The organism is Cobetia sp. 4B, assembly GCF_018831605.1.
Taxonomy (GTDB): domain Bacteria; phylum Pseudomonadota; class Gammaproteobacteria; order Pseudomonadales; family Halomonadaceae; genus Cobetia; species Cobetia amphilecti.
Map to the genome: position 1 here is coordinate 1867470 of NZ_CP059843.1, position 22554 is coordinate 1890023.

The window sequence follows — 22554 nt, forward strand, 5'->3', positions numbered from 1 at the left end:
AGAGGAAAGGTGTGGTTCAGCAGGACGCTGTCGCATCGCGTACAAAGGGTTTTCAGGTGCCAAATCATTCTCGGGATAGCGCTGCAAGCACGAACAAGGGACATTTCTCCTGCCTGATCTTCACCCTGATGGCATTGCCGGGCACTTCGCTGGCGGCAGAGGGTGCCACCTCAAACGAGTCGCCAGTCGCGAATTCGGTGATCGTGGTGACCGGAGAGCGTGAAGGCGAAGTGGCGCCGGGCAGCTACCGCGCCGAGGCCTCGAGCCTGGCCAACAAGCAATCGGTGGACTTCCTCGAGCAGGCGCGCACCATCAATGTCGTGACCCAGCAGGTCATGCATGATTTCAATCTGGATGATCTGGAAGAGGCGCTGCAGCCGGTCGCGGGTATCCAGCTGGGCAACACCCTGGGGGGCACCGAAGACGGCTTCGTCAAGCGAGGCTTCGGCAGCAACAGCGATGGTTCGATGCTGATCGACGGCATCCGTCAGCCGCGCCGTACCTACACCACGGCGACCGTGGACCGCGTCGAGGTGCTCAAGGGGCCGTCATCGCTCTTTCAGGGCCAGCAGAACCCCGGCGGCGTGATCAACATGGTCACCAAGCGTCCGCAGTACGAGACGCATACCGAGATCAGTGGCGAGGTCAGCTCCTTCGGCGGTGGCAATACCACCCTGGACACCACCGGCCCCATCGAGGATACCGGCCTGGCCTATCGCTTCATCCTGTCGCATGAAGATGAAGACTCCTGGCGCGAGTACGGCAATGACCGTCGCACCACCATCGCCCCGTCACTGCGTTGGGAAGGCGAGCACAGTAGTGCCCAGATCAGCTACGAGTACCAGGACTACGAGCTGGATATCGATCGTGGCACCGTCTTCTATAATGGCAGCGCCGCCAACGTCACGCGTGGCACGCGTTTCGATGAATCCTGGAACCGCGTCTATGGCCATGACGAGTCCGTCAATGCCTGGTGGAAGCAGGAAGTCACCGACAACTGGGACATGAAGCTGACCTACGGCTGGACGCGTCGCCAGTACAGCGATGCACGCGCCAATGTCACCGACGTCAGCGACAGCGGCGATGTGACCGTGCGCGCCGAAGAGAACCAGGGCTATGATCGCAGCGAGCACTACACGGCGCTGGACGCCATGGGCGATGTCGAGATCGCGGGGCAGCGTCACCAGCTGGTCATCGGCGCCGATTACGAGACCACTCGCGACTATCTGGATGAGCGCTATTTCGGCGATTCCGTCACGGTCTCCACCGTCACCGACGTGAACCACGGCCAGCTGGCCCAGGTGACCTCCGACGACATCAATACCTCGCGCAGCAATCGTCTCGACGAGACCCAGGCCATCGGAGTCTATGTCAGCGACCGCTGGTATCTGACCGACAAGTGGATTCTGGGCCTTGGCGGGCGCTACACCTGGTTTGATCAGCAGAGCGGGCAGGGCGAGGACTTCGTGTCTGACCCCGATTACAGCGACGACCTGTTCCTGCCCTCCGCGAACCTGCTCTATCGCATCGACGATGCCAGCTCCGCCTACATCAGCTACAGCGAATCCTTCGTGCCGAACGGCAGCGACAGTGACAGCGGCGAGAGCCTCGACCCCGAGCTCGGCAAGGGCTACGAGATCGGCTACAAGCGTCAGTGGAATCCGCGTCTGGCGACCTCCGTGGCGCTCTACCAGATCCGCAAGGAAAACGTCGCAGTCACTGACAATGGTGTGACTCGCACCATCGGTGAAGCCGGCTCGCAAGGCCTGGAATTCAGCCTCGAAGGGGCCCTGACGGATCGCACTTCCTTGCTGTTCAGCTATGCCTACACCGATACCGAAGTGCTGGAAGATACCGAAGGCACCGAGGGCAATCGTCTGCCGAATGCGGCGCTCAACGCGGCCAGCCTCTATCTGGCACATGATCTGGCGATCGATCCGTCCTACGGCGAGTGGCGTGTCGGCGGTGGCGTGCGCTATGTCGGCGAGCGTGAAGGCGATGATGACAACAGCTTCTCGATGGATGCCTACACCGTGGCAGATGCCTTCGTCGGCTGGCGTCATGACTTCTTCGGCCCGGACACCGAATTCAAGCTGAATGCGAAGAACCTGTTCGATACGGGTTACTACTACGGCAGCGGCGGCGATACCCGCGTGCTGGTGGGTGACCCGATGGAAATCACCCTGTCGGCCAGCGTCGGCTGGTAATCCGGCTCCCTCTGGCAAGCTGACTCGCCAGGGGCGGCTAGATGCCAGGATAGTCACGACATATAGACAGTCACGGCATATAGACAGTCACGACATCTAGACAGGCAAGACAGACGATATAAGCCAGTTACGGAAGTCGGGTGAACTGATGATCTAGAAATAAAAAGGGGCGCACATCAGCGCCCCTTTTTGTATGCGTTATCTAATGCCAAGGATCTTCACGCGCCATCTATCGTCGGGGAGGCCTTGTGATGAAAGCCTGCGCTGCCGCTGAAGCCGTCGATGCGGCTGGTAGACTGCTGGCATGATGCTCTGTGACTGAGTGTCTTGGCGTGCCTGCCTCTGTGTTCCCTCTCGACATCACACCTGCCTGGAGAGCCCCATGCTCGAGTCGCTTCCTCTGGCCGATATTCGTGCCTTCGTCATGACGGCGGATCATGGCAGCTTCACCCGCGCCGCCGAGCAGTTGGGCGTGTCGCGGTCGCAGGTCTCCAAACAGGTGACTGCGCTTGAACAGGCACTGGGCGTGTCGCTGATGCAGCGTTCGACACGCTCGTTGCGACTCACCGAGAGCGGTCATCTGCTGCATGCCCAGTGTCGCAGTGCGTTGGGCGACATCACCCAGATCGTCACGCTGGTACGTGAGGAGCGCAATGCCATGCGCGGACGGCTGCGCATCAACAGCGTCGGCGGGCCGATCGGCGAGCGGCTGCTGGCACCCGCCGTGCACGCCTTCATGCAGACATGGCCGCAAGTGCAGGTGGAGCTGGATTTCAGCAGTCATCGCGTGAACCTGATTCGTGATGATTTCGATATCGCCCTGCGCATGGGCTCCCTCGAGGATGCTGACTTCATCGCGCGTCCGCTGATGACATTGCCCTACGTGGTGGTGGCCAGCCCCGACTATCTCGCCCGCCATGGCGCGCCGAATACGCCCGGCGAGCTGGTGGATCACCGCTGCCTGGTCGGCTCGGTCTCGCGCTGGTCCTTCACCGCACGCGGGGCAGAGTCTCGCGAATTGCAGGTGGATGTCGGGGCTCAGCTTGAGTGCCGCAACGGGCACGTGCTGGTCAGTGGTGCCATCGCCGGCAATGGCATCATTCGCGTGCCCAGGCTCTACTGTGAATCAGCCATCGCGCGAGGGGAGCTGCAGGAGTTGCTGAGTGACTGGCAGCCGGCGGATGTACCGTTGTCATTGATCTATCATCGTGAGCGCCATCGCCCGCTGCGCACGGTGCGCTTGATCGAGCATCTGCTGGAATGGTTCGCGAGATGATATGCGCGCGTCTCTGAGCGCGGTATGCGTCATGCTGCAATACGAATAAGGTAAAGATTTGATGAAGGAAACATTGAGACACGTCATTATTATCGCCTAATATTCACCAGGTACCTTTTATCACGTGCTTTCTATCAAGTGCTGTCTATCAAGTCCTTTTTAGCAAGTCCTTTTTAGCAAGTGCAGGGTCTTGGAAGAGCTGGTCTTCGAAGCGGATATGAAGGCACGAGCTTGCGAGACGGATGTGAAACACAAATCTAAAAAACGAACGAGAAATAGGCGTTCGTCATTCCGGGCTGATGCGACCCTATCTGGTGCATCGATCATGAGCCCCCTGATGACTCACGACCCTTGATAGGCAGATTGAACAGGGAGCCCCCATGAAAAATGCCCTGTGCGCGACGCGATTCGCGCCCGCCGGTGATGCCCCCTTGCCGGATTACCTCTTCAAGCCGCCCCTTGGGGCGAAGACGCTCGAACCCGGAGTTCTGGCCCTGGCGCGCCTCCTTCATCGTCATCATGGCGATACCCTGGCGCATTCCTGGCGGGTGGCGGGGCTGACGGTATTTCTCTACGCAAGGCTGTTGCCGTCCGGTCAGCGCAAGGTGCCACTGCATGACCTGCATAGCGCGGCCTTGCTGCATGATATCGGCAAGGTCGGCATCTCGACGGAGCTTCTGAATGCGCCGCGTGGGCTCAGTGATGAGGAGCGTATCACGATGCGCGATCATGCCAGTCACGGCGGGCGCCTGCTGTTTACGCTGCGCGGCCCCCTGAGAGCGCTGGCTAGCCTGGTGGCGATCACCCACCACGAGGGCTGGAATGGCCAAGGGTATCCTGCCGGGTCCACCGGGGGTGCCTTGCCACTGCATTGTCAGGTAGCCGCGATGATGGATGTCTTCGATGCCCTGGCTTCGCCGCGCGCCTACAAGCCGGGTTGGTCGTTGAAGCGTCTGGTCGGGTTGTTCAGCGAAGAATCCGGCAAGCAGTATGATCCTTATCTGATCGCCCGCATGGCGCCGCTGTGGACATCGCTGCATGCCGAGCATCGGCGTTTGTATGAGCAGACAAGCCGGGGATAAGGCGGCGATGTCCGTACATGAAAGGCAAAGCCCCCTGTCGAGAGTCTCGGCAGGGGCTTTGTCACATCAGTACCCGCTAAAGGCGATCAGCGTGTCAAAAGCCGCATCAGCAGCAGCGCTCACGCTTGATGGCGGCCCAATCGGTGGTGGGGTGCTGGCGGCCGTGATTGCCGGCGTATGCCGCGACCTTGGGCGACTCCCAGCCTGCGAGCACGTCGCCTTCCAGTTGGTAGATCTCGACACCGAGCGGGTTGCAGGTCTCGAGCGGGTCACGCGCATCAGGGCCCCACAGGTCCACTGACAGATCGCCACCCGGGCAGCAGGACATCGCGCACAGCAGGTCCGTCTCGGCGAAGAACTCCAGGTAATCGCCCTTGCGTGCCGGACAGGCCTTCATGAAGTACTTGTCTTCATTGTTGAGGCCGGTGCACTGGAAGATGTTGAGCACATCGTGGATATCGAATTCGGTCAGGCCCCAGGGCTCCACCGCGCGCACCAGATTGGAGTGGCAGTGGTGATCGAAGTCCTCGCCGGTCAGCAGGCGATTGACGTAGGGGTCGCAGCGCGTGCCCAGCAGGTCATGCACGCGACCGCCTTCTGCATCGACGCCATAGTCGGCGAGGGTGTCATCGATGATGGTTGCCATCGGGCGCAGGTAGGGCAGTGTGGACCACAGGCGATCATAGGTGCTGACATGCGCGCGCTGCAGCTGGCGGGTGCGAGACGCCCACATGCGCTCACGCGGGTTGTGCAGGTTCCACATGTTGAAATCGCCGACCTGTGAACCCTCGGTGATCTTGATGCGCAGCACGTGGCCCGCCGGCACTTCCCACGCCAGGCCATCGCGCAGCGGCACGGTATGGGTCGCGACCAGGGTGCGCTCGGCCTCGCCTTCGGTGAGGCTGTCGTAGAAGTCGCGATCGACGTCCAGAATCGAACCCTTGCTGGCTTGATAGGCGGCAGGTACATCACTCATGACAGGACTCCTCGTGAGTCGAAATTGGATCTGATGACCAGGCCGGACTGCCTGGAATTCGCTGCCCGGCTGGGGGCTTTCGTGCACTGCCGGCAAGTGTGATGGCCGGCAGTGGCGGTATCTGCAGGGCGCAGGGGGAGGTTCTCGGTCCCCCTGCGCGGGGTCATGCCTGTTCGCGGCGCCAGTGCTTCATCAGACGGTCGAAGCAGGCGCTGGCGGCAGGTTCTGCGTTCATGCGGCTGACGAGGACGACGGCGATCAGGGCGAACAGGAAGCCGGGTACGACCTCGAACATGTCGAATATCTCCAGCGGGCCGCCGCTCAGCGGCTTCCAGATCGCGACGGTGAGGGCACCGACCAGCAAGCCGGCGATGGCGCCATTGGGGGTCATGCCACGCCAGAACAGTGACAGCAGGATGACGGGACCGAAGGCGGCGCCGAAGCCACCCCAGGCGTAGGACACCAGGCCCAGGATGCTGCTGTCACGCTCGCTGCCCATCACGGTGGCCAGCAGTGCGATGCCGATCACGCTGGCACGGCTCAGCCAGACCAGCTCCTTCTGCGTTGCCTGGGGGCGAATCAGGCCACGGTAGATGTCTTCGGCGATGGCGCTGGAGCAGACCAGCAGCTGGGAATCGACGGTGCTCATGATCGCGGCCAGGACGCCGGCCAGAATGAAGCCTGCCACCCAGGGGTTGAGCATGATCTGGCTCAGGGAGATGAAGACACGCTCGCTGTCCGTGAGACCACCACCCAGCTCACCGCCGAACCAGTAGTAACCCAGTACGCCTACTGATACCGCAGCCGCCATGGTGATGGCGGACCACAGCAGGGCGATACGCCGCGACACCTTGATATCTTCACGCTTGCGCACGGCCATGAAACGCACCACGACGTGTGGCTGGCCACAGTAGCCGATCGCCCAGCCGGCCAGCGACAGCATGCCCAGGAAGGTCACGCCTTCCATCAGGCCACCGATGGGGCGACATCCTGCGCCGCTGCCGGGGCGGCTGCGCCATCGCCGAACAGCGCCACTGCCGTCATGGCAGCCACGGCACACAGCGAGACGGCCATCATCAGGCCCTGGATGAGGTCGGTCCATGAGGCGGCGAGGAAGCCACCGAGGAAGGTATAGCCGACGATGACCAGCGCGCCCAACCACAGTGCGACGCGGTAATCGATATCGAAGAGCCCTTCGAACAGCACGGCACCACCGACTAGACCCGCCGAGACATAGAAGGTGAAGAACACCAGCATGACCACGGAAGACAGGGTGCGTAGCACGCGTGAGCGGTCTTCGAAACGCGCTTCCAGATAGTCCGGCACCGTCAGCGCATTGCCGGCCGCTTCGGTGAACACGCGCAGTCGCTCGGCGACCAGGGTCCAGTTCAGGTAGACGCCGACCAGGGTCCAGACCGCGATCCAGGCTTGCGAGAGGCCACCACTGAAGATGGCGCCGGGCAGGCCCATCAGGGCCCAGCCGCTGAGATCGGAGGCGCCGGCACTCAAGGCCGCGACGCTTGGCGGCAAGCCGCGTCCCCCGAGTATGTAATCCGACAGATTGTGGGTGATGCGATAGAAGTAGATGCCGATGCCCAGCATCAGCAGCAGATAGAGCCCGAACGACAGCAGGACAGGTAAGTTCATCCTAGGAGACCTCATGGTGACGCCGAGGCGTCTTGTTATTGTTCACCAGTGGTGTCGTGTTCCAGCAGGCTTGCGCGGAACAAGCAGCGGGGAGCTGGCAATATCACTGACACCTTCACCTTAGCCATGAGGTGGATTGCAGAAAAATGACCATTTTTCGTTTAACCTATGACTTCATGTCATGGGTTGCCGTCACATGCTGATTGACGCCTTTCTTCCATCAGGGCGCTCTCGCAAGCGCTCAGTACAGCACAGCGCTTGGCACAGGAACTCGGCACCCAGTTTCTGGCACCCGGTTTCTGGCACCCGGCCAGGCCAGTCATCAAGGACATCCCATGCGACCCAGTCTGTCATCGCTCAATGCCTTCGAGGTCGTGTCACGCCTGGGGAGCATCACCGCGGCTGCGGATGAGCTCAACATCACCCAGTCGGCGGTGAGTCACCAGATCCGCCGCCTGGAGGCCACGCTGGAGGTCAGTCTGCTGGAGCGGGCTGGACGCGGCGTGGTGCTGTCACACGCCGGACGCCGACTGGCCGATGGCCTGCAGGCCGGCTTTGCCAGAATCGAGCAGTCGGTGGCCGAATTCGAGGTCGACCCACAAGGCGTGCATCAGCGGCGTCAGCTGCGCGTCAGCTGTCTTCCCTCGGTGGCGGTGCGCTGGCTGATCCCGCGGCTCAACAGCTTTCGCGAGCAATGCCCCGATATCGCGGTCAGCCTTCAATATGCCGGCATCAGTGCGCGGGGGCTGCTGCCGGAGGTCGATGTGATGATCACCTGGCAGGACGAACTCCCGGACAAGGCATCACAGGCGTTCCGCTTGTTTTCGGGGGCCACCCAGCCGGTGGCCAGTCCGCTGTATCTGGAGCATCACCGCCGCCCGTCCCAGCCGGCGGATCTGTTGAAGCTGGAGCTGATTCACGATCAGTCGCGCCAGCCCTGGCATGACTGGTTCAACAATTGCGGGCTGTATCCCTCCCAGCTCGACAAGGGCGATCTCTATCAGGATTTCAGTCTGCTGAGTGCTGCGGTGGTCGCGGGGCAGGGGGTCGCGCTGTGTCCGCCACGCCTGATCCGCAAGGAGCTTGAGGACGGCACCCTGGAATGCCTGTTCGAGATGGCCGCCAATCGCCAGCGTGCCTATTGGCTGTTCCATCACCCGCAGCCCGCCAGACATGTGCAGCAATTCTGCGACTGGATGCGCGCGCAAATCGCCGCCGAGGGAGAAGCGGCCGACAGCGGGGTCATCGTCAGCCGCCGCCAGCCCTGACGGCGGACATCTCTATCTCGGGCAATGACGCACGCAACGCAAAAGCCCCGCCGGGATTCGGCGGGGCTTTCTTGTGCAAGCGCTCATGTTACGGCATGGGCCATGACCTGAGACATGACCTGAGCCATGGCCCTTGGCCAGGAGATGGCGGGCCGTCAGCCGTTGAGTACGCCCAGCCAGGCCCACAGGCCGAGCAGGGTGGCGATCAGCACCGGCGGCGTCAGCACCAGGCCGACCTTCATGTACTGCCCCCAGCTGATGTGATGGCCTTTCTGATCGAGCACATGCAGCCACAGCAGTGTGGCGAGACTGCCGATCGGGGTGAACTTGGGCCCCAGGTCATTGCCGATCACGTTGGCGTAGACCATCAGCTCACGCGTCGCATCATTGACCTGCTGCGCGGTGAGGTGGTCTATGGCCAGCGCGCCGATCAGCGTGGCCGGCATGTTGTTCATCACCGAGGCGGTGACGGCGGCCAGCACGCCGGTGCCGAGAGTGGCGACCAGCTCGCCCTGGCTTGCAAGCCAGGCGAGGATGTCGCTGGCGTGATCGGTCAGGCCGGCATTGCCCAGCCCGTAGACCACCAGATACATGCCCACCGAGAACAGCACGATCTGCCACGGCGCACCGCGCAGCACCGGGCCGAGTTCGATCACGGCATCACCGCTGCCCAGCCAGCGGCCGGCGATGGCCAGCAGAATCAGCGCGGCGCTGCCGGTGACGACGGCGAGCGGAATGCCCAGCGGCGCGGTCACGAAGTAGGACACCAGCAGCACCCCCAGCAGCGGGAAGGCCGCGCGGAATACCTGGCGGTCCTTGATGGCGCTCGACGGTGCCTCGAGCTTCTCCAGCGCGTAGTGCGAGGGCAGCTCCTTGCGGAACATCAGCCACAGCATGATCAGCGTGGCGGCCAGCGCGATCAGATCGACCGGCACCATCACGGCGGCGTAATGCGTGAAGGAGATGTCGAAGTAGTTGGCACTGACGATGTTGACCAGATTCGAGATCACCAGCGGCAGGCTGGTGGAGTCGGCCACGAAGCCGGTGGCGATGATGAAGGCCAGCGAGGCCGCCGCCGAGAACTCCAGGCGCACCAGAATCGCGATCACGATCGGCGTCAGCAGCAGGGCCGCGCCATCATTGGCGAAGAAGGCCGCGATCACCGCGCCCAGCAGCACGATGAGCGGAAACAGCTTGCGTCCGTTGCCGCCGCCCCAGCGCGCGACATGCAGTGCGGCCCAGCTGAAGAAGCCCGCCTCATCGAGGATCAGCGAGATGATGATCAGCGCCACAAAGGTGAAGGTGGCGTCCCAGACGATATCCCAGACGACCAGCACATCCGGCAGATTGACCACGCCGCAGGCCAGCGCGACCACGGCGCCGCCGAGGGCGCTGGTGCCGATGCCCAGCCCACGTGGCTGCCAGATCACCAGTGCCAGCGTGATGGCGAAGATTGCCAAGGCAAGCATGACGTCTCCTTGTCGAGGGTGAAGAGTAAGTGAGAAGCCGCGTGTGCGACCGCGGATTGCGTCAGATCGTGCTCTGGTTGACGCGACGGGAGACCTCTTCGGCGCTCTCGACACGCTCCGAGTAGCGCTCGGTCAGATAGGCGCTGCGGTCGCGGTTCATCCAGGTGAACTTCATCAGCTCTTCACAGACATCGACGATGCGCAGATACAGCGGCGACAGGCGCATGCGGCCATGCTCGTCGAATTCATTGAAGGCCTTGGGCACGGATGACTGGTTGGGGATGGTCAGCATGCGCATCCAGCGGCCCAGAATGCGCATCTGGTTGACGCTGTTGAAGCTCTGGCTACCACCACTGACCTGCAGGATGGCCAGCGTCTTGCCCTGGGTGGGGCGCACGCCGCCCAGTGACAGGGGAATCCAGTCGATCTGTGCCTTCATGATCGAGGTCATCGCGCCGTGGCGCTCCGGGCTCGCCCACAGCATGCCCTCGGACCACTGGGCCAGCTCGCGCAGCTCCTGCACCTTGGGATGATCGGCCTCGCAGTCATCCGGCAATGGCAGGCCGGCTGGCGAGTAAAGGCGCACCTCGGCACCGAAGGCACGCAGCAGGCGCGCCGCTTCCTCGGCGGCGAAGCGTGAGAAAGAACGCTCACGCAGGGAGCCGTACAGCACCAGAATGCGCGGCGCGTGACGCGGGGCATCCGGCCCGACCAGGCGATTGATCTCCAGCGGTCGCCAGTGTTCGGCATCGATATTGGGCAGCTCGGCCAGTGCCGCTTTCATCTCGTCTGTCATGGTGTCGCCTGTCGGCAGGTGAGACGTGTCGGGAGTGTGTGCGTTCATGATTCAGGTCCTGGGGGCGTGGACGACATCGCCGTCTTCCTTGGTGTATTGCGCGACCGGATTGTCCAGCAGCTCCAGTACCGCCTCCGACGGGCGGCACAGACGCGTGGCCTGCGGCGTGACCACGATGGGGCGATTGATCAGGATCGGGTGGGCCATCATGGCGTCGATCAACGCCGCATCGCTCAAGGCCGGGTCATCCAGATTGAGCTCGTCATAGGGCGTGCCCTTGCGGCGCAGCAGCGGGCGCGGGCCGCCCCCCCATGGCGGCAATCAGGGATTCCAGCGTCTCGCGCGTCGGCGGGGCGACCAGATACTCGATCACCTCCGGTGCCTCGCCGGAGGCCTTGAGCATGGCCAGCACATTGCGTGACGTACCGCAGGCCGGGTTGTGATACATCGTGATCTTGCCGGAAGAACGGACGGAATCAGTCATCGTTGCGAGGCTCCTGAGAAGCACAGGGGGTGGAAGAGGCGCTGCAGTCGGGCACGGTGAGCGAGGCCAGCAGTGGGTCGCAGACCACCGAGGAGCCCGCGCAGCAGTCACGTACCAGAAACTGCACGGTGGCGAGCATGTGCTCGAGGTTGGCGCGGTAGATCAGCGAGCGGCCTTCGCGCTGGGAGTGGATCAGCCCCGCGCGGCTCAATACGCCCAGATGGGTCGAGAGCGTGTTGTGCGGCACCTCGAGACGGCGTGCGATCTCGCCGGCGGGCAGGCCTTGTGGCTCATGACGGACCAGCAGGCGAAACGTGTCCAGACGCGTGGCCTGGGACAGCGCTGCGAAGGTGTCCAGCGTGGCCTGCGGGTCGGGCAGGCTGTCGGAGTCATTCATTTGATATGTCCATATGTCGAGACTTGTCGAAATGACGGTGGTGCGATGATAGATCAGCGTGCCGCGGATGGGAAGTCTGCTCTCTGCTCTCGATCTTCAGCGGTCGATCTTCAGCCCTCCGTCTTGGGCTGACAGCCATCAGTATTCGTGCTGGCCATCTCAGACCTGCTCATGCAGCCAGCTGGCCAACGCTGCCTGGCGCGGGTTCTGGCTCTCGAGACGCGCCGCGAGCCAGTAATCACAACCGGAGGAATACTCCAACGTCCCCAGCCGCACAAGCTGTCCCCGTGCCACCAATGCACTGACTTGCTGATGACTGCCCAGCGCGACGCCTTGCCCAGCCAATGCGGCATCCAGCACCAGGTGGTAGCTGGTGAATTGACGTTGCACATTGAGTGCCAACCCCGGCTTGCCCATGCCGCTGAACCAGCGTGGCCAGTTGATCCAGTTGGGTTCGAGGCGCTCGTAGTCGAGCAGTGGCAGAGCCGCCAGCAGAGGTAGCTCCCGACAGTCGCGGGCACCTTGTGGCAACTCGGCGATGAAGTCGGGTGACGCCACCGGATAGAGCGTCTCGGTGAACAGAGGGGTCAACTGCCAATCCGGATGCGGCGCCATGTCATAGCAGATGGCGAGATCCACATCCTCGGTGAGGATGTCGCGATGATGATCTGCAGTGATCAGGCGCAGGCCGCTGGCAAGCGTCGGCTGGGTGGCGCGAAGTCGATTCAACATCGGCCCCAGCCATAGGTGTGAGATGGCGCTGTTGGCGGCCAGTGTCAGGCGGGCATTGGGAGAAGGGCGGCTGACGCTCTCCAGTGCGTCGATCATGAAGTCGAAACTGGTCGCCAGGCGCTGGCTCAACTGCTGTCCTGCTGCGGTCAGAGAGACGCGTCTGCCATGGCGATGAAACAGCTTGGTATCGATGTGATGCTCAAGGATGGCGATCTGACGGCTGACGGCAGCCTGGGTGATATGCAATTCGCTGGCGGCACGCGTGAAGTTGGCGTGACGCGCGGCTGCCTCGAAGGTCAGCAGGCTGTTGAGAGGCGGGAGGCGATGACGAAAGCTCTTCATGCAGGGCTCCGAGACGAGGAGGGTAACGTTGGCTGATAGGTCAATGCTTGATGACTTCAGGTTATCAAGGTTGATCAGGATTGAGGCTATACACAGCTAGAATCATCAGGTTCACACTGATGTCATCGTGATGCATAGGGTATTCCGTAGATGACCACGGGCTATCAGCATGACACTCCGTGACCTGACTGGGTAGCAAACATGAATGAACTTGATTGGCATGCCGACCGTAGTGACCTTCACCCGCTGGAGCTTCAGGACAATGCCCCTGAAAGTGAAGGCATCGACCTGGTGGCCGTGCGTCGTTATCGACAGAATCGCCTGCGCGAAGAGATGAGCACCCAGGGCGTTGATGCCTTGATCATTTCGGACCCGGTCAACATCCGCTACGCCAGCGGCGCACGCAACATGCAGGTCTTCAGCGCTCGCAATACTCCGGCGCGTTACCTGCTGCTGACCCAGCATCGCAGTGTGCTGTTCGAATTCACGGGCTGTGAGCATCTCGCCGATGGCCTGGAAACCATCGACGAAGTGCGCCCGGCCATGACTGCCAGTTTCGTTGCGGCAGGTCACGATATCGCTGAGCGTGAACAGCAATGGGCGCGCGAGATGCTGGCGACCATTACCGAGCTGTGCGGTCTGAAAGCGGTGATCGGCATGGAGCGCATGAATGCCGGGACCGCCATCGCCTTTGATCGTCTGGGCGCGCGCGTCGTCGATGCCCAGGCACCGCTTGAACGTGCACGTGCCATCAAGTCTGACGAAGAGCTCAAGTGTGTCGTAGCCTCGCTGCGTGCTACCGAGCGCGGCGTAGGACGTCTGCGTGAAGCGATTCGCCCCGGCATCACCGAGAACGAGCTGTGGTCGGTGCTGCATCAGTCCATCATCGCTGACAATGGCGACTACTGTGAGACTCGCCTGCTCAACTCAGGCCCGCGCACCTATCCCTGGTTCCAGGAAACCGCGACCAAGCGACTGGCCGCCAACGAGCTGGTGGCACTGGATACTGACGTCGTCGGCTGCCACGGCTATTACTCCGACTTCTCGCGCACCTTCCACGTCGGCCCTGACAAGCCGACCGAGACCCAGAAGCTGCTGTATCGCACCGCCCATGAGCAGGTACAGCACAATCTCGACATCCTGCGTCCCGGCATGAGCTTCCGTGAATATTCCGAGAAGGCTTGGAACATCCCCGAGCGTTTCCATGCCAATCGCTATTACCTCTCTGCCCATGGCTGTGGCATGACCGGCGAATATCCCTACCTGTATCACCATGCCGACTTTGCCGTCTCAGGCTACGACGGCGTGATCGAGCCGGGCATGGTGCTCTGCGTCGAGAGCTATATCGGCGACCCCGAAGCCGGGGAAGGCGTCAAGCTCGAGGAGCAGTGCGTGATGCGCGAAGACGGCCTCGAGATCCTGAGCAAGTTCCCGTTCGAGGAAGCCTTGTTGAACTGATGATTTCAGGATGGCGCTGCTGATCAAGCAGCGCCATGACACTCCTTGGCCCGCAGTCTGCCGTCCGCAATGACGTTGTTTTCATACTCCGGGGTGTTCGGTCGGGCAGCTGCCTGATCGCAACCTCCTGACGCGTTTCGTAGTGACACAGATGTAGAGACACAGATCACCATAATTCCAATAAATGATCGTGCCGCCATTGTCTGCTTCCTTCATGTACCAGTGCCTATGGCGCGTGAGGGACGGCTGGCTGCACGCCTACTGACGTGAGGTAAAGACATGTCGTCCGATGTGAATGACAGCAGTATCACTATCACTTGCCAGAAAACGGGGTTGTACCGAGGACTCAACATTCCGGTGACACTGATCAGCAAACTGATCATCACTCTTCTCGTGGTATTTGCCGTGGCCCTCCCTGATCGGGCCGTAGCGCTGTTGACCACGATCAATCAGACCATGCTTGAGCACTTCAATCTCTATTACGTATATGCCGTCGCCTTCTATCTGGTGTTCTGCACGGTGCTGTGTGTGTCGCCGTTGGGGCGCAAGCGACTGGGACGTGATGATGAAGTGCCTGAATTTTCGCGTTTTGCCTGGTTTTCGATGATGTTCGGCGCCGGGATGGGCATCGGGCTGCTGTTCTACTCCATCGGGGAACCTGTCTCGCACTTCAATTTCAATCCGGATATCGCGGCAGGCAAGGTGCAGGCGGGGTCCGAGCAGGCCATTGAAAGTGCCGTCAGCTATACCTTCCTGCACTGGGGGCTGCATGCCTGGGCAATCTATGCCTCTGTGGCACTGGCACTGGGGTATTTCGCCTATCGTCGTGGCTTGCCGTTGACCATTCGCAGTACCTTGATGCCCATCTTTGGCAAGCGGCTGCTGGATGGCCCCCTGGGTCACGCCGTGGATATCATCGCCGTGGTCGCGACCACTCTGGGCGTGGCCACCACCATGGGCGCCGGTGTCAGTCAGCTGGTGGCAGGGCTGGATTTCGTGATGCCGGGGACTGAGCTGCTGGACTCCGCCGGTATTCCACGCCCCTGGCCATTGATCCTGACACTTGTCGTGATAATGGGACTGTCGACACTGTCCGCCGTGACCGGAGTGAAGCGCGGCGTCAACTGGCTCAGCCAGTTCAACATGCTGCTGTCCTTTGCCCTGCTGGCCGTCTTCATCTGGTTCGGCAGTCGTCTATTTGCCAGTGAACTGCTGGTTTCCGCGACCTGGGATTATCTGAGAACCCTGCCGGAACGCAGCTTCCAGACCTGGCCGGTGACGAGTGCGTTAGGCCAGTGGCAGGTCGACTGGACCATTCTGCAGCGTGCCTGGTTCATTGCCTTCGCGCCATTCGTCGGGCTCTTCCTTGCGCGTATTTCACGTGGCCGCACGATTCGTGAATTCGTGTTGGGGGCGGTCGTGGCTCCCAGTCTCATGTGCTTCGTATGGATCTGCTACATGGGTGGCAGCAGTCTGCACATGGAAACCAGCGGATTGGCGCAAGGCACGATTCTGGCAACCGTGCGCGACCATATCGCCACCGTGTTGTTCGTGACGCTGGATTATCTGGATACCGGCGCCTTGATCCATGTCATCGTCGGCGGCACCTTGATCCTGATCATCACGTATCTGGTGACCAGTGCGGACTCGGGCGTGCTGGTGCTCAACGCCATCATGGCCGGGGGAGAGGAAACCAACGAGCGCCGTCACCGCATCATCTGGGGCGCTCTGTTGACACTGGTGGTGGGCTCATTGCTTCTGGCGGGTGGCCTGGCGGCGATTCAGAAGGCAATGCTCATCGCTTCTCTGCCGTTTTCGCTGCTGATGATTCTGATGTGCATTGCCACATTCATGTCGTTATGGCGTGAGCCGCGCGACCTGCCAGCCGTGAACGAGGCTGCGCCAAACTGATGCCGGCGGCGTAAATCAGGCATTTGCCCGGCAGTATTGGTAGCATGTGCGCCATTGATTACCGGACAAGGGAAGATGGCACGATGATGATGGTATTGCAGATTCTGGGCGGCTTCGTGCTGACAGCAGGGGTACTGCTGGCGGCAGTGCCGGAGCTGGTCAACCGCTTCAAGGGGCCGAACGACACCCCGCAGACCGTACCGAAGGAGACCGGCGCGGCGATCTCGCGGCGCATTCGTTGGGGCTGGGTCATCGCGGTGGGGTATCTGTTGATGTATCCGCCGATCGGCCTGGGTGTGTTGCCGGTGCTGGTGACGCTCGCGGTGGCAGGTATCGCTGGCATCATGACGGCCCGTCTGATGGGGCTGATGCTGGATGGCATCGAGATGCGCCATCTGTTCCGCTTCGCCGCCGAGTCGCTGATTCTGGGCGGCCTGTGGACCTGGTTCGTCAAGCTGTCTGCCTGACGCCATTGCCGCGCACACTGTGCCGTCAGATCGCCAATTACTGTATTCCGGGAGTCCGTCCATGCCGCTCAATGCGTCTACGCAAGCCTTGTTGGCAGGGCTGGAGCGATCGCGCCCGGTACTGGTGACCGGCGCGACCGGCTATGTGGCGGGGCAGCTGATTCGTCGCTTGCTGGAAGAGGGCCTGACGGTGCATGCCGCCGTGCGCGATCCCGGCAATAGCGAACGTCTGGCGGCTCTCATGGCGCTGGGCGAGCGCTTGCCGGGCGAGCTACGTGTCTTTGCCAGCGATCTGCTCAAACCGGGTTCCTACGCTCAGGCGATGGCAGGCTGTGGGGTGGTCTTTCATACCGCCTCGCCCTTCGTGGTCAGTGTCCTGGACCCTGAGCGCGATCTGGTGCGTCCGGCAGTGGAGGGCACGCGCAATGTGCTGGAAGAGGCCAATCGTCACGCCAGTGTCGAACGTGTGGTGTTGACCAGCAGCTGTGCCGCCATCTACAGCGACAATGCCGATGCGCTGGATACGCCGCGCGGCTGTTTCGACGAGAGTGTCTGGAACACAACGGCATCACTTGAGCATCAGGCCTATTCCCATTCCAAGACGCTGGCGGAACAGACCGCCTGGCAGATCGCCGAGCAGCAGTCGCGCTGGCGGCTGGTGGTGATCAACCCCTCGCTGGTGCTCGGCCCCGCGATCAGCGATGACACGCGCGGCGAATCCTTCAGCCTGATGACGCAACTATGCGATGGCACGCTCAGGATAGGCGCGCCGGATTACGGCATGGGCGTGGTGGATGTGCGGGATGTGGCCGAGGCGCATCTGGCGGCGGGATTTCTGCCCACGGTCAATGGGCGTCATCTGGTCGCCGGGCACTCCTCAAGCTTCATTGAACTGGGGCGGACCTTGCGCCGTCACGCCGGCCCGCAGTACGCGATTCCCGTTCGCCAGCTGCCCAAATGGCTGATGTGGCTGGCGGGTCCGCTGGCCAACAAGGCCGTGACCCGCAAGGTCGTCGCGCGCAACGTGGGCCATCCCTTCGTCTTCGACAATACCCGCAGCCGCGAGCAGCTGGGCCTGATCTACCGGCCCCTCGAGACGACGCTGCACGACATGTTCGATCAACTGGAGGCCAGCGGCCGCCTGTCGTGATTCACACTCGCTGGTATGTCAGCGACGCTGCGGCTTGTGCAGCTCTTCTGTATCTCACGACCTCAGCGCCTCAGTCCCTCAGCGCCGCCGCAGCGGCTCCAGCAGCGCATTCAACCCGTTGTGATCAATCTCGTGCATCAGCGCGAGCAGACGACCGATTTCGCCCTGCGGAAACCCCTTGCGCGCAAACCAGCCCAGATAATCCCCGGGCAGGTCGGCAATCAGGCGTCCGGCATACTTGCCATAGGGCATCTGGCGGGTCGTCAGTTTCTGCAGGTCTTCAGGGCTCATCCTTTGACTCTCATTCGGTTTCGGTAGGGGGATGCTCTCAGTTGGCGGTGCCATTCTGGCATAGCTGAGTTGCGGTGGTTGGGTTTTGCCACACTATCGCCATGTCTCCTGTAACCCCATAGCACGGAGAGACTCATGCCTCGCGATTACCAGAACCTGGAGCAGCTACCTCTCGCCGGTGAATGGCGTGCCGGACGAGCCGGCAAGACGCTTGAGGTGTTGGACCCCTTCGATCAGAGCTCGCTGCTCTCTATTTCCATGGCCAACGCCGAGGATCTCGACGCCAGCTATCGCAAGGCGCGCGATGTTCAGCCTGATTGGGCCCAGACGCCGGCAAGCGAGCGCGCGGGTGTGATGCACAAGGCGGTGGAGCTGATGGACGAGCGACGCGAGGAGCTGCTCGGCTGGTTGATCCGTGAGCCCGGCAGTACCCGCATCAAGGCTCAGGCGGAGCTGGCCGCGGCTCGCGCGATCACGCTGGAATCTGCCGCGATGGCCAACCGCGTGGCCGGGATGGCGATGGAGGCTCAGGTGCCGGGCAAGGAGAGCCGTGTCTTCCGCAAGCCGCTGGGTGTCATCGGTATCATCAGCCCGTGGAATTTCCCGCTGCATCTGACCCAGCGTTCCCTGGCGCCAGCATTGGCGCTCGGCAACAGCGTCGTCATCAAGCCGGCGAGTGACACGCCGCTGACGGGTGGCCTGCTGCTGGCCAGATTGTTCGAGGAGGCGGGCCTGCCTGTTGGCGTCCTGAGCGTGGTAGTCGGTTCCGGCAGCGAGATCGGCGATGCCTTCGTGGATCACGAGGTGCCGCGCCTGATCTCCTTCACCGGTTCCACCCAGGTGGGCAAGGGCATCGGCAAGCGCGCCGTCGGTGGTGATCATCTCAAGCACGTTGCCCTGGAACTGGGCGGTAACAGTCCCTTCGTGGTGCTCGATGATGCGGATATCGAACAGGCGGTGGACGCCGCTCTGGTCGGCAAGTTCCTCCATCAGGGGCAGATCTGCATGGCCATCAACCGCATCATCGTCGATGAGTCGGTCCATGACGCCTTTGTCGATCGCTTCGTGGCGCGTGCCCGCTCACTCAAGGTCGGCGATCCCGCAGAGGACGATACCGTCATCGGGCCGATCATCAATGCCAAGCAGCGTGATGGTCTGCTCGAGATGATCGAGACGGCCAAGGGCGAGGGCGCCAGGGTGATGCTTGAGGGCGAGACGCAGGGGCAGCTGGTGCCGCCGCATGTGTTCACCGAGGTCACCAATGACATGAGCCTGGCGCGCAACGAGATCTTCGGTCCGCTGGTAGGCATCCAGAAAGCCCGTGACGAAGCGCACGCGCTGGAGCTTGCCAATGGCACCGAATATGGCCTCTCGGCATCCGTCTTCACCGCGGATATCGCACGCGGCGAGCGCTTCGCGCGCCAGGTCGAGGCTGGTATGGTGCACGTCAATGACATGCCGGTGAACGATGATCCTCGCGCCCCCTTCGGTGGCGAGAAGAACTCCGGCCTTGGGCGCTTCAATGGCGACTGGGTGCTTGAGGAATTCACCACCGACCAGTGGGTCAGCCTGCAGGTCGAGCCCCGCCAATATCCGTTCTGATCTCTGGTCTGTAGTTGACGCATGACAAGCAGCGCCCCGCTCAGCCTGATGCCTGAGCGGGGCGCTTTTGATGGTAGGTAATGCTGACGCGTCATGATGGGTGGAGCAGGCAACAAGGCCAGCTGAGCGCCCGCTGATGGTTGGATGCTGGAATTTAGATTACGCTGATGGAGACGTTCCGTCAGCTGACGACCCACAGCTGATATTCCTATAAAGGCATCAGGCGCGTTTAAGTCAATGAAACGAGCCGACTGTCTAATATTTGTCATCAGTTGCAGGAGGTGTAGAGATGTCTTTTAAAATTGATACAAGCGGACTGGATAAGCTGAAAGGCAATATGGAGAAGCTGTCCGGCCATAGTGAAGTGAAGCTGGTAGATCTTCTCGACTCAGAATTCATGTCCAAATGCTCTTCGTATTCAAGTTTTGAAGAGCTGGTTGATGATAGCGGATATAAGGTCGAATCAGCTGAAGACTTCACCGCTATACCTGATGGTGAATGGGATGCTTTCATTAGTAAAAGCACTTCATATTCAACTTGGGAAGAGATGCAGAAAGGCGCTGTCGCAAACTATGCTAAAAAGCAGCTCTTCCAAGGCTTATAACAAGGCCATCAAGCATCGCCGTCCTGCGGGCGGCTGGGCCTCAAGAAACTAGCGGTTTTTCGGCCGCTTATGGCTGGCATTATGACTAGGAGCAAAGCTCGTGCCGTATGAACCAACACTTAAAGGCAATCCTCAGCAACTAACTGTTGAGCAGCATTTTCATACGGCCCATGCCATCAGCAAATTATACAATGAAGCAGAAAAGGTTCAGGTTAAATTTATCGCCAGTGAAGAAGTAGTCGAGCGGCATAAGCGAGCAAAAATTTTCTGCACAAAAAGAACATGGGATGAAAGAGCTGAAAAAGGTTACATGGCAGCCATTGAAAAAGAATTTCATAATCAAATAGATAATATCAGGGACTATTCTTCAAGGTGTCACGAGTCGATTTCACGATATTTTTTATTGTGGCGCTTACGTTTTGCATATCACACCACCCCAAACCAAGACATTGTGCTGAACGGTATTGTCGGACCCGGTCTAGCAAAAGAGCAGGAAGAAATCCTAGAAAGTAAATGGTGTATGTTCAATCGCGAAAATGGAGTAGTTTCATCCCGCTTCAGTACATCATTACAACTACAAATGGAACTAGATCGTTCTTGGGAAGTATATAGCAGATTGAAATGGGGCCTACTTGAAGCTACCGATGGCGAATTTTTAGTCGCTGATGGCTACGACGACCTTACATTTATGCCCATAGCCCCAAATATTGCATTTGCTGCTGGAGTTGAAGACCATAAAATATCTAAAGAAAAGGTTTCCGAGCTTAATAATTGCTCAATAGCCAAAGCGACTGAATATGTCTTTGCCAGGAATTTCTCGGCGTGTCCCATTGGATAACAACCGTTTCTTTTCCACGTCTTCAGAGTCTTTTGGTTACCACCGCGTGTCTAGACGACCTATCCGGTATTTTGGGGCTTGTAGATTTTCAGATTGCGCTTGATGCGGCCGGTGTTTGTCACATTAACATTCAGCGCCAGCGAGGGCGGGAAATACTGGGCGGGGTCATCGAGCAGGCCGGCGAGGAAAGACATCTCGTCGGGTCTGACGGGCATCAAGGGTATCCTGTGCAGATTGCCAATGGTGGGAATGGGGCTCAGTCAGCCGACATAACGCATGTGCCGCCTGACAGGCACGCAAGGCGACCGTGACAGAGAAGCTCTGCCCATAGAGATATGAGGATTGGGGGGCTGAAGTGGGTGGGTGCGCTGGCCATGCGCACTCACACCCACACTCACACTCTCTGGCCATCGGCATGCACTTGCATAAGGGGCACGTTACCTCAGCCAGCACTGACGTGTTTCCCGCAATAATGTCGCACCCCCAAACCCTGCCTGGCGGCGGATCAATGACTGATCAGAGAGACACTCCCCAGCCAGGCAAGCCTTAGCGCCAGCAACGACAGCGCCCATTTGAACAGGCCATCGAAATGCCGGTTGGAGACGCGATCCAGAAAGCGCAGTCCGAGCCGGGTACCGATCAGGCCCGCACCGATCATCAGCACGATCAGGGGCAACCACTCCTGGAAGACGAAGCCAGCCATGCCGAAGATGAACGCCTTGGTCAGGTGTTGCGCGACCATGCAGGCCGCGAAGGTCGCCACCTTGGTGTGACGCTCGCCGCCGCCTTGCTTGATGAAGCTCGCGACCAGTGGGCCGCTAGCCCCGATCAGACTCGAAAGAAAAGTCGTGATGGCGCCGGCGATCAAGGTCCCCGTGCGGCTCAAAGCTCGCTTGGGCAGTGCCGGCCCCCAGCAGGTGAACAGCACGAACAGCGCGATGGAAAGCTCCAGCACCCCTTCAGGCAAGCGGATCAACACCCAGGCCGCGACCAGCGCACCCAGCGCCACACCGGGCAGAAAGGCCAACAGACGGCGCATGTCGATATGGCGCCACGTCATCGCCATGCGCCCGCCGTTGGAGCCCAGCTGCACCATGCCATGCACCGGGATCAAGGCAGCGGCAGGCATCAACTGCGCCATGAACATGATCAGCAGGGTGCCACCGCCGACCCCGACAGCAGCGGACATGGCTGACGTCAGCAGGGCAAGCAACAACAACGCGCAGACGATAGGCAGCGAGAGCGGGAAATACTGCGCGAGGCCATCAAGCAGGCTTGCGAGGTAGGGAATATCGGCGGGACTTGCGAGCATTGCGGGCATCCTGTGCAATTAGCCAATAGAGAGAGAATAGGGGCTCAGGCAGCCGACATGATGCATGTCCTGCCTGACAGGCGTGCAAGGCTACCGTGACCAAGAGGCGCTATCCAGCCAAGCGTGCGTGGCTGGATAGCGCCTGGGAGATTCGAGCGGCTTCGCGTGTTGGTGAAATTGCATGTTGCTGTCTTTTCAGCTAGAGATCAGCTTTCCCCCATAGGATGGTGAGGCTTACCATGGCA

21 protein-coding genes and 1 pseudogene are annotated in these 22554 nt (G+C 60.8%); 11 read left to right on the plus strand and 11 right to left on the minus strand.

The genetic code is table 11. From position 1 onward, the window contains the following. Positions 1-56 precede the first annotated feature (56 nt). The 3 genes from H2O77_RS07995 (at position 57) to H2O77_RS08005 (ending at position 4565) form a co-directional block, all read left to right on the plus strand. The gene (locus H2O77_RS07995; RefSeq protein WP_240548754.1) at positions 57-2207 is read left to right on the plus strand and encodes a TonB-dependent siderophore receptor; all 2151 of its coding nucleotides are present in this window, start codon (positions 57-59) and stop codon (positions 2205-2207) included. Positions 2208-2589: 382 nt separating this feature from the next. Beyond that, positions 2590-3483, plus strand: coding sequence for a LysR family transcriptional regulator (locus H2O77_RS08000; RefSeq protein ID WP_215824329.1), 894 nt, complete (start codon positions 2590-2592; stop codon positions 3481-3483). Positions 3484-3863: 380 nt separating this feature from the next. Beyond that, positions 3864-4565, plus strand: coding sequence for an HD domain-containing phosphohydrolase (locus H2O77_RS08005; protein WP_215824330.1), 702 nt, complete (start codon positions 3864-3866; stop codon positions 4563-4565). Between the two features lie 106 nt (positions 4566-4671). Here the strand turns inward: H2O77_RS08005 and H2O77_RS08010 are convergent, their stop codons facing one another. From H2O77_RS08010 to H2O77_RS18060, 3 genes are all read right to left on the minus strand, one after another. Further along, positions 4672-5541 carry a DUF1989 domain-containing protein gene (locus tag H2O77_RS08010; protein ID WP_215824331.1) on the minus strand — a complete coding sequence of 290 codons (870 nt, stop codon included), beginning with the start codon at positions 5539-5541 and terminating at the stop codon, positions 4672-4674. A 163-nt stretch (positions 5542-5704) separates the two neighbouring features. After that, positions 5705-6508 carry a hypothetical protein gene (locus H2O77_RS18055; protein ID WP_276315233.1) on the minus strand — a complete coding sequence of 268 codons (804 nt, stop codon included), beginning with the start codon at positions 6506-6508 and terminating at the stop codon, positions 5705-5707. Next, complete coding sequence (locus H2O77_RS18060) at positions 6508-7188, minus strand: hypothetical protein (RefSeq protein ID WP_276315234.1); 681 nt, start codon at positions 7186-7188, stop codon at positions 6508-6510. Before H2O77_RS18060 ends, H2O77_RS18055 begins: the two co-directional genes overlap by 1 nt. 335 nt (positions 7189-7523) lie before the next feature. Between H2O77_RS18060 and H2O77_RS08020 the strand changes: the two genes are divergently transcribed. Further along, positions 7524-8456: a LysR substrate-binding domain-containing protein gene (locus tag H2O77_RS08020; protein WP_043332766.1), complete on the plus strand. Its 933-nt coding sequence runs from the start codon at positions 7524-7526 to the stop codon at positions 8454-8456. 155 nt (positions 8457-8611) lie between these two features. On the opposite strand, the gene H2O77_RS08025 is transcribed toward H2O77_RS08020, so the two are convergent. The 5 genes and pseudogenes from H2O77_RS08025 to H2O77_RS08045 all read right to left on the minus strand — a co-directional run bounded on the left by H2O77_RS08025 (position 8612) and on the right by H2O77_RS08045 (position 12676). Next, entirely contained in the window at positions 8612-9925 is a 1314-nt protein-coding gene (locus H2O77_RS08025) for an arsenic transporter (protein ID WP_043332764.1), read from the minus strand. 61 nt (positions 9926-9986) lie between these two features. Continuing rightward, a complete protein-coding gene (gene arsH / locus H2O77_RS08030; RefSeq protein ID WP_043332880.1) occupies positions 9987-10721 on the minus strand; it encodes an arsenical resistance protein ArsH in 735 nt (244 codons plus the stop codon). Between the two features lie 51 nt (positions 10722-10772). Then, a pseudogene (gene arsC / locus H2O77_RS08035) lies at positions 10773-11205 on the minus strand (arsenate reductase (glutaredoxin)). Further along, entirely contained in the window at positions 11198-11602 is a 405-nt protein-coding gene (locus H2O77_RS08040) for a helix-turn-helix transcriptional regulator (protein ID WP_052384434.1), read from the minus strand. Before H2O77_RS08040 ends, arsC begins: the two are co-directional and overlap by 8 nt. A gap of 159 nt (positions 11603-11761) precedes the next feature. After that, positions 11762-12676 (minus strand): LysR substrate-binding domain-containing protein, encoded by a 915-nt coding sequence (locus H2O77_RS08045; RefSeq protein ID WP_043332762.1) that lies wholly within the window; start codon positions 12674-12676, stop codon positions 11762-11764. Positions 12677-12877: 201 nt separating this feature from the next. Here H2O77_RS08045 and H2O77_RS08050 point away from each other — a divergent pair, with 201 nt between their 5' ends. From H2O77_RS08050 to H2O77_RS08065, 4 genes are all read left to right on the plus strand, one after another. Beyond that, a complete protein-coding gene (locus H2O77_RS08050; protein WP_043332761.1) occupies positions 12878-14134 on the plus strand; it encodes a Xaa-Pro peptidase family protein in 1257 nt (418 codons plus the stop codon). 279 nt (positions 14135-14413) lie between these two features. Beyond that, positions 14414-16045 (plus strand): BCCT family transporter, encoded by a 1632-nt coding sequence (locus H2O77_RS08055; protein ID WP_215824332.1) that lies wholly within the window; start codon positions 14414-14416, stop codon positions 16043-16045. 83 nt (positions 16046-16128) lie between these two features. Beyond that, positions 16129-16512, plus strand: coding sequence for a hypothetical protein (locus tag H2O77_RS08060; RefSeq protein WP_043332759.1), 384 nt, complete (start codon positions 16129-16131; stop codon positions 16510-16512). A gap of 61 nt (positions 16513-16573) precedes the next feature. Beyond that, a complete protein-coding gene (locus H2O77_RS08065; protein WP_052384433.1) occupies positions 16574-17662 on the plus strand; it encodes an NAD-dependent epimerase/dehydratase family protein in 1089 nt (362 codons plus the stop codon). 78 nt (positions 17663-17740) lie between these two features. On the opposite strand, the gene H2O77_RS08070 is transcribed toward H2O77_RS08065, so the two are convergent. After that, positions 17741-17953: a DUF3820 family protein gene (locus H2O77_RS08070; protein WP_052384432.1), complete on the minus strand. Its 213-nt coding sequence runs from the start codon at positions 17951-17953 to the stop codon at positions 17741-17743. Positions 17954-18088: 135 nt separating this feature from the next. Here H2O77_RS08070 and H2O77_RS08075 point away from each other — a divergent pair, with 135 nt between their 5' ends. The 3 genes from H2O77_RS08075 (at position 18089) to H2O77_RS08085 (ending at position 20997) form a co-directional block, all read left to right on the plus strand. Then, a complete protein-coding gene (locus H2O77_RS08075; protein ID WP_215824333.1) occupies positions 18089-19555 on the plus strand; it encodes an aldehyde dehydrogenase family protein in 1467 nt (488 codons plus the stop codon). Positions 19556-19844: 289 nt separating this feature from the next. Continuing rightward, positions 19845-20159 carry a hypothetical protein gene (locus tag H2O77_RS08080; protein WP_052384431.1) on the plus strand — a complete coding sequence of 105 codons (315 nt, stop codon included), beginning with the start codon at positions 19845-19847 and terminating at the stop codon, positions 20157-20159. Positions 20160-20259: 100 nt separating this feature from the next. Then, positions 20260-20997: a hypothetical protein gene (locus H2O77_RS08085; RefSeq protein WP_156961873.1), complete on the plus strand. Its 738-nt coding sequence runs from the start codon at positions 20260-20262 to the stop codon at positions 20995-20997. A 59-nt stretch (positions 20998-21056) separates the two neighbouring features. Here the strand turns inward: H2O77_RS08085 and H2O77_RS08090 are convergent, their stop codons facing one another. Next, the gene (locus H2O77_RS08090; RefSeq protein ID WP_156961872.1) at positions 21057-21212 is read right to left on the minus strand and encodes a hypothetical protein; all 156 of its coding nucleotides are present in this window, start codon (positions 21210-21212) and stop codon (positions 21057-21059) included. 290 nt (positions 21213-21502) lie between these two features. Beyond that, the gene (locus H2O77_RS08095) at positions 21503-22309 is read right to left on the minus strand and encodes a sulfite exporter TauE/SafE family protein (RefSeq protein WP_052384430.1); all 807 of its coding nucleotides are present in this window, start codon (positions 22307-22309) and stop codon (positions 21503-21505) included. Positions 22310-22554 lie beyond the last annotated feature (245 nt).

Excerpts from the sequence above, each read along its gene's own strand:
- H2O77_RS08090 (WP_156961872.1), bottom strand. The coding sequence starts at position 21,212 with ATGCCCGTCAGACCCGACGAGATGTCTTTCCTCGCCGGCCTGCTCGAT.
- H2O77_RS08005 (WP_215824330.1), top strand. The coding sequence starts at position 3,864 with ATGAAAAATGCCCTGTGCGCGACGCGATTCGCGCCCGCCGGTGATGCC.
- H2O77_RS08060 (WP_043332759.1), top strand. The coding sequence starts at position 16,129 with ATGATGATGGTATTGCAGATTCTGGGCGGCTTCGTGCTGACAGCAGGG.
- H2O77_RS18060 (WP_276315234.1), bottom strand. The coding sequence starts at position 7,188 with ATGAACTTACCTGTCCTGCTGTCGTTCGGGCTCTATCTGCTGCTGATG.
- H2O77_RS08000 (WP_215824329.1), top strand. The coding sequence starts at position 2,590 with ATGCTCGAGTCGCTTCCTCTGGCCGATATTCGTGCCTTCGTCATGACG.
- H2O77_RS18055 (WP_276315233.1), bottom strand. The coding sequence starts at position 6,508 with ATGGAAGGCGTGACCTTCCTGGGCATGCTGTCGCTGGCCGGCTGGGCG.
- H2O77_RS08070 (WP_052384432.1), bottom strand. The coding sequence starts at position 17,953 with ATGAGCCCTGAAGACCTGCAGAAACTGACGACCCGCCAGATGCCCTAT.
- H2O77_RS08025 (WP_043332764.1), bottom strand. The coding sequence starts at position 9,925 with ATGCTTGCCTTGGCAATCTTCGCCATCACGCTGGCACTGGTGATCTGG.
- H2O77_RS08055 (WP_215824332.1), top strand. The coding sequence starts at position 14,414 with ATGTCGTCCGATGTGAATGACAGCAGTATCACTATCACTTGCCAGAAA.
- H2O77_RS08095 (WP_052384430.1), bottom strand. The coding sequence starts at position 22,309 with ATGCTCGCAAGTCCCGCCGATATTCCCTACCTCGCAAGCCTGCTTGAT.
- H2O77_RS08075 (WP_215824333.1), top strand. The coding sequence starts at position 18,089 with ATGCCTCGCGATTACCAGAACCTGGAGCAGCTACCTCTCGCCGGTGAA.
- H2O77_RS08040 (WP_052384434.1), bottom strand. The coding sequence starts at position 11,602 with ATGAATGACTCCGACAGCCTGCCCGACCCGCAGGCCACGCTGGACACC.
- arsH (WP_043332880.1), bottom strand. The coding sequence starts at position 10,721 with ATGACAGACGAGATGAAAGCGGCACTGGCCGAGCTGCCCAATATCGAT.
- H2O77_RS08020 (WP_043332766.1), top strand. The coding sequence starts at position 7,524 with ATGCGACCCAGTCTGTCATCGCTCAATGCCTTCGAGGTCGTGTCACGC.
- H2O77_RS08045 (WP_043332762.1), bottom strand. The coding sequence starts at position 12,676 with ATGAAGAGCTTTCGTCATCGCCTCCCGCCTCTCAACAGCCTGCTGACC.
- H2O77_RS08080 (WP_052384431.1), top strand. The coding sequence starts at position 19,845 with ATGTCTTTTAAAATTGATACAAGCGGACTGGATAAGCTGAAAGGCAAT.
- H2O77_RS08065 (WP_052384433.1), top strand. The coding sequence starts at position 16,574 with ATGCCGCTCAATGCGTCTACGCAAGCCTTGTTGGCAGGGCTGGAGCGA.
- H2O77_RS08010 (WP_215824331.1), bottom strand. The coding sequence starts at position 5,541 with ATGAGTGATGTACCTGCCGCCTATCAAGCCAGCAAGGGTTCGATTCTG.
- H2O77_RS08050 (WP_043332761.1), top strand. The coding sequence starts at position 12,878 with ATGAATGAACTTGATTGGCATGCCGACCGTAGTGACCTTCACCCGCTG.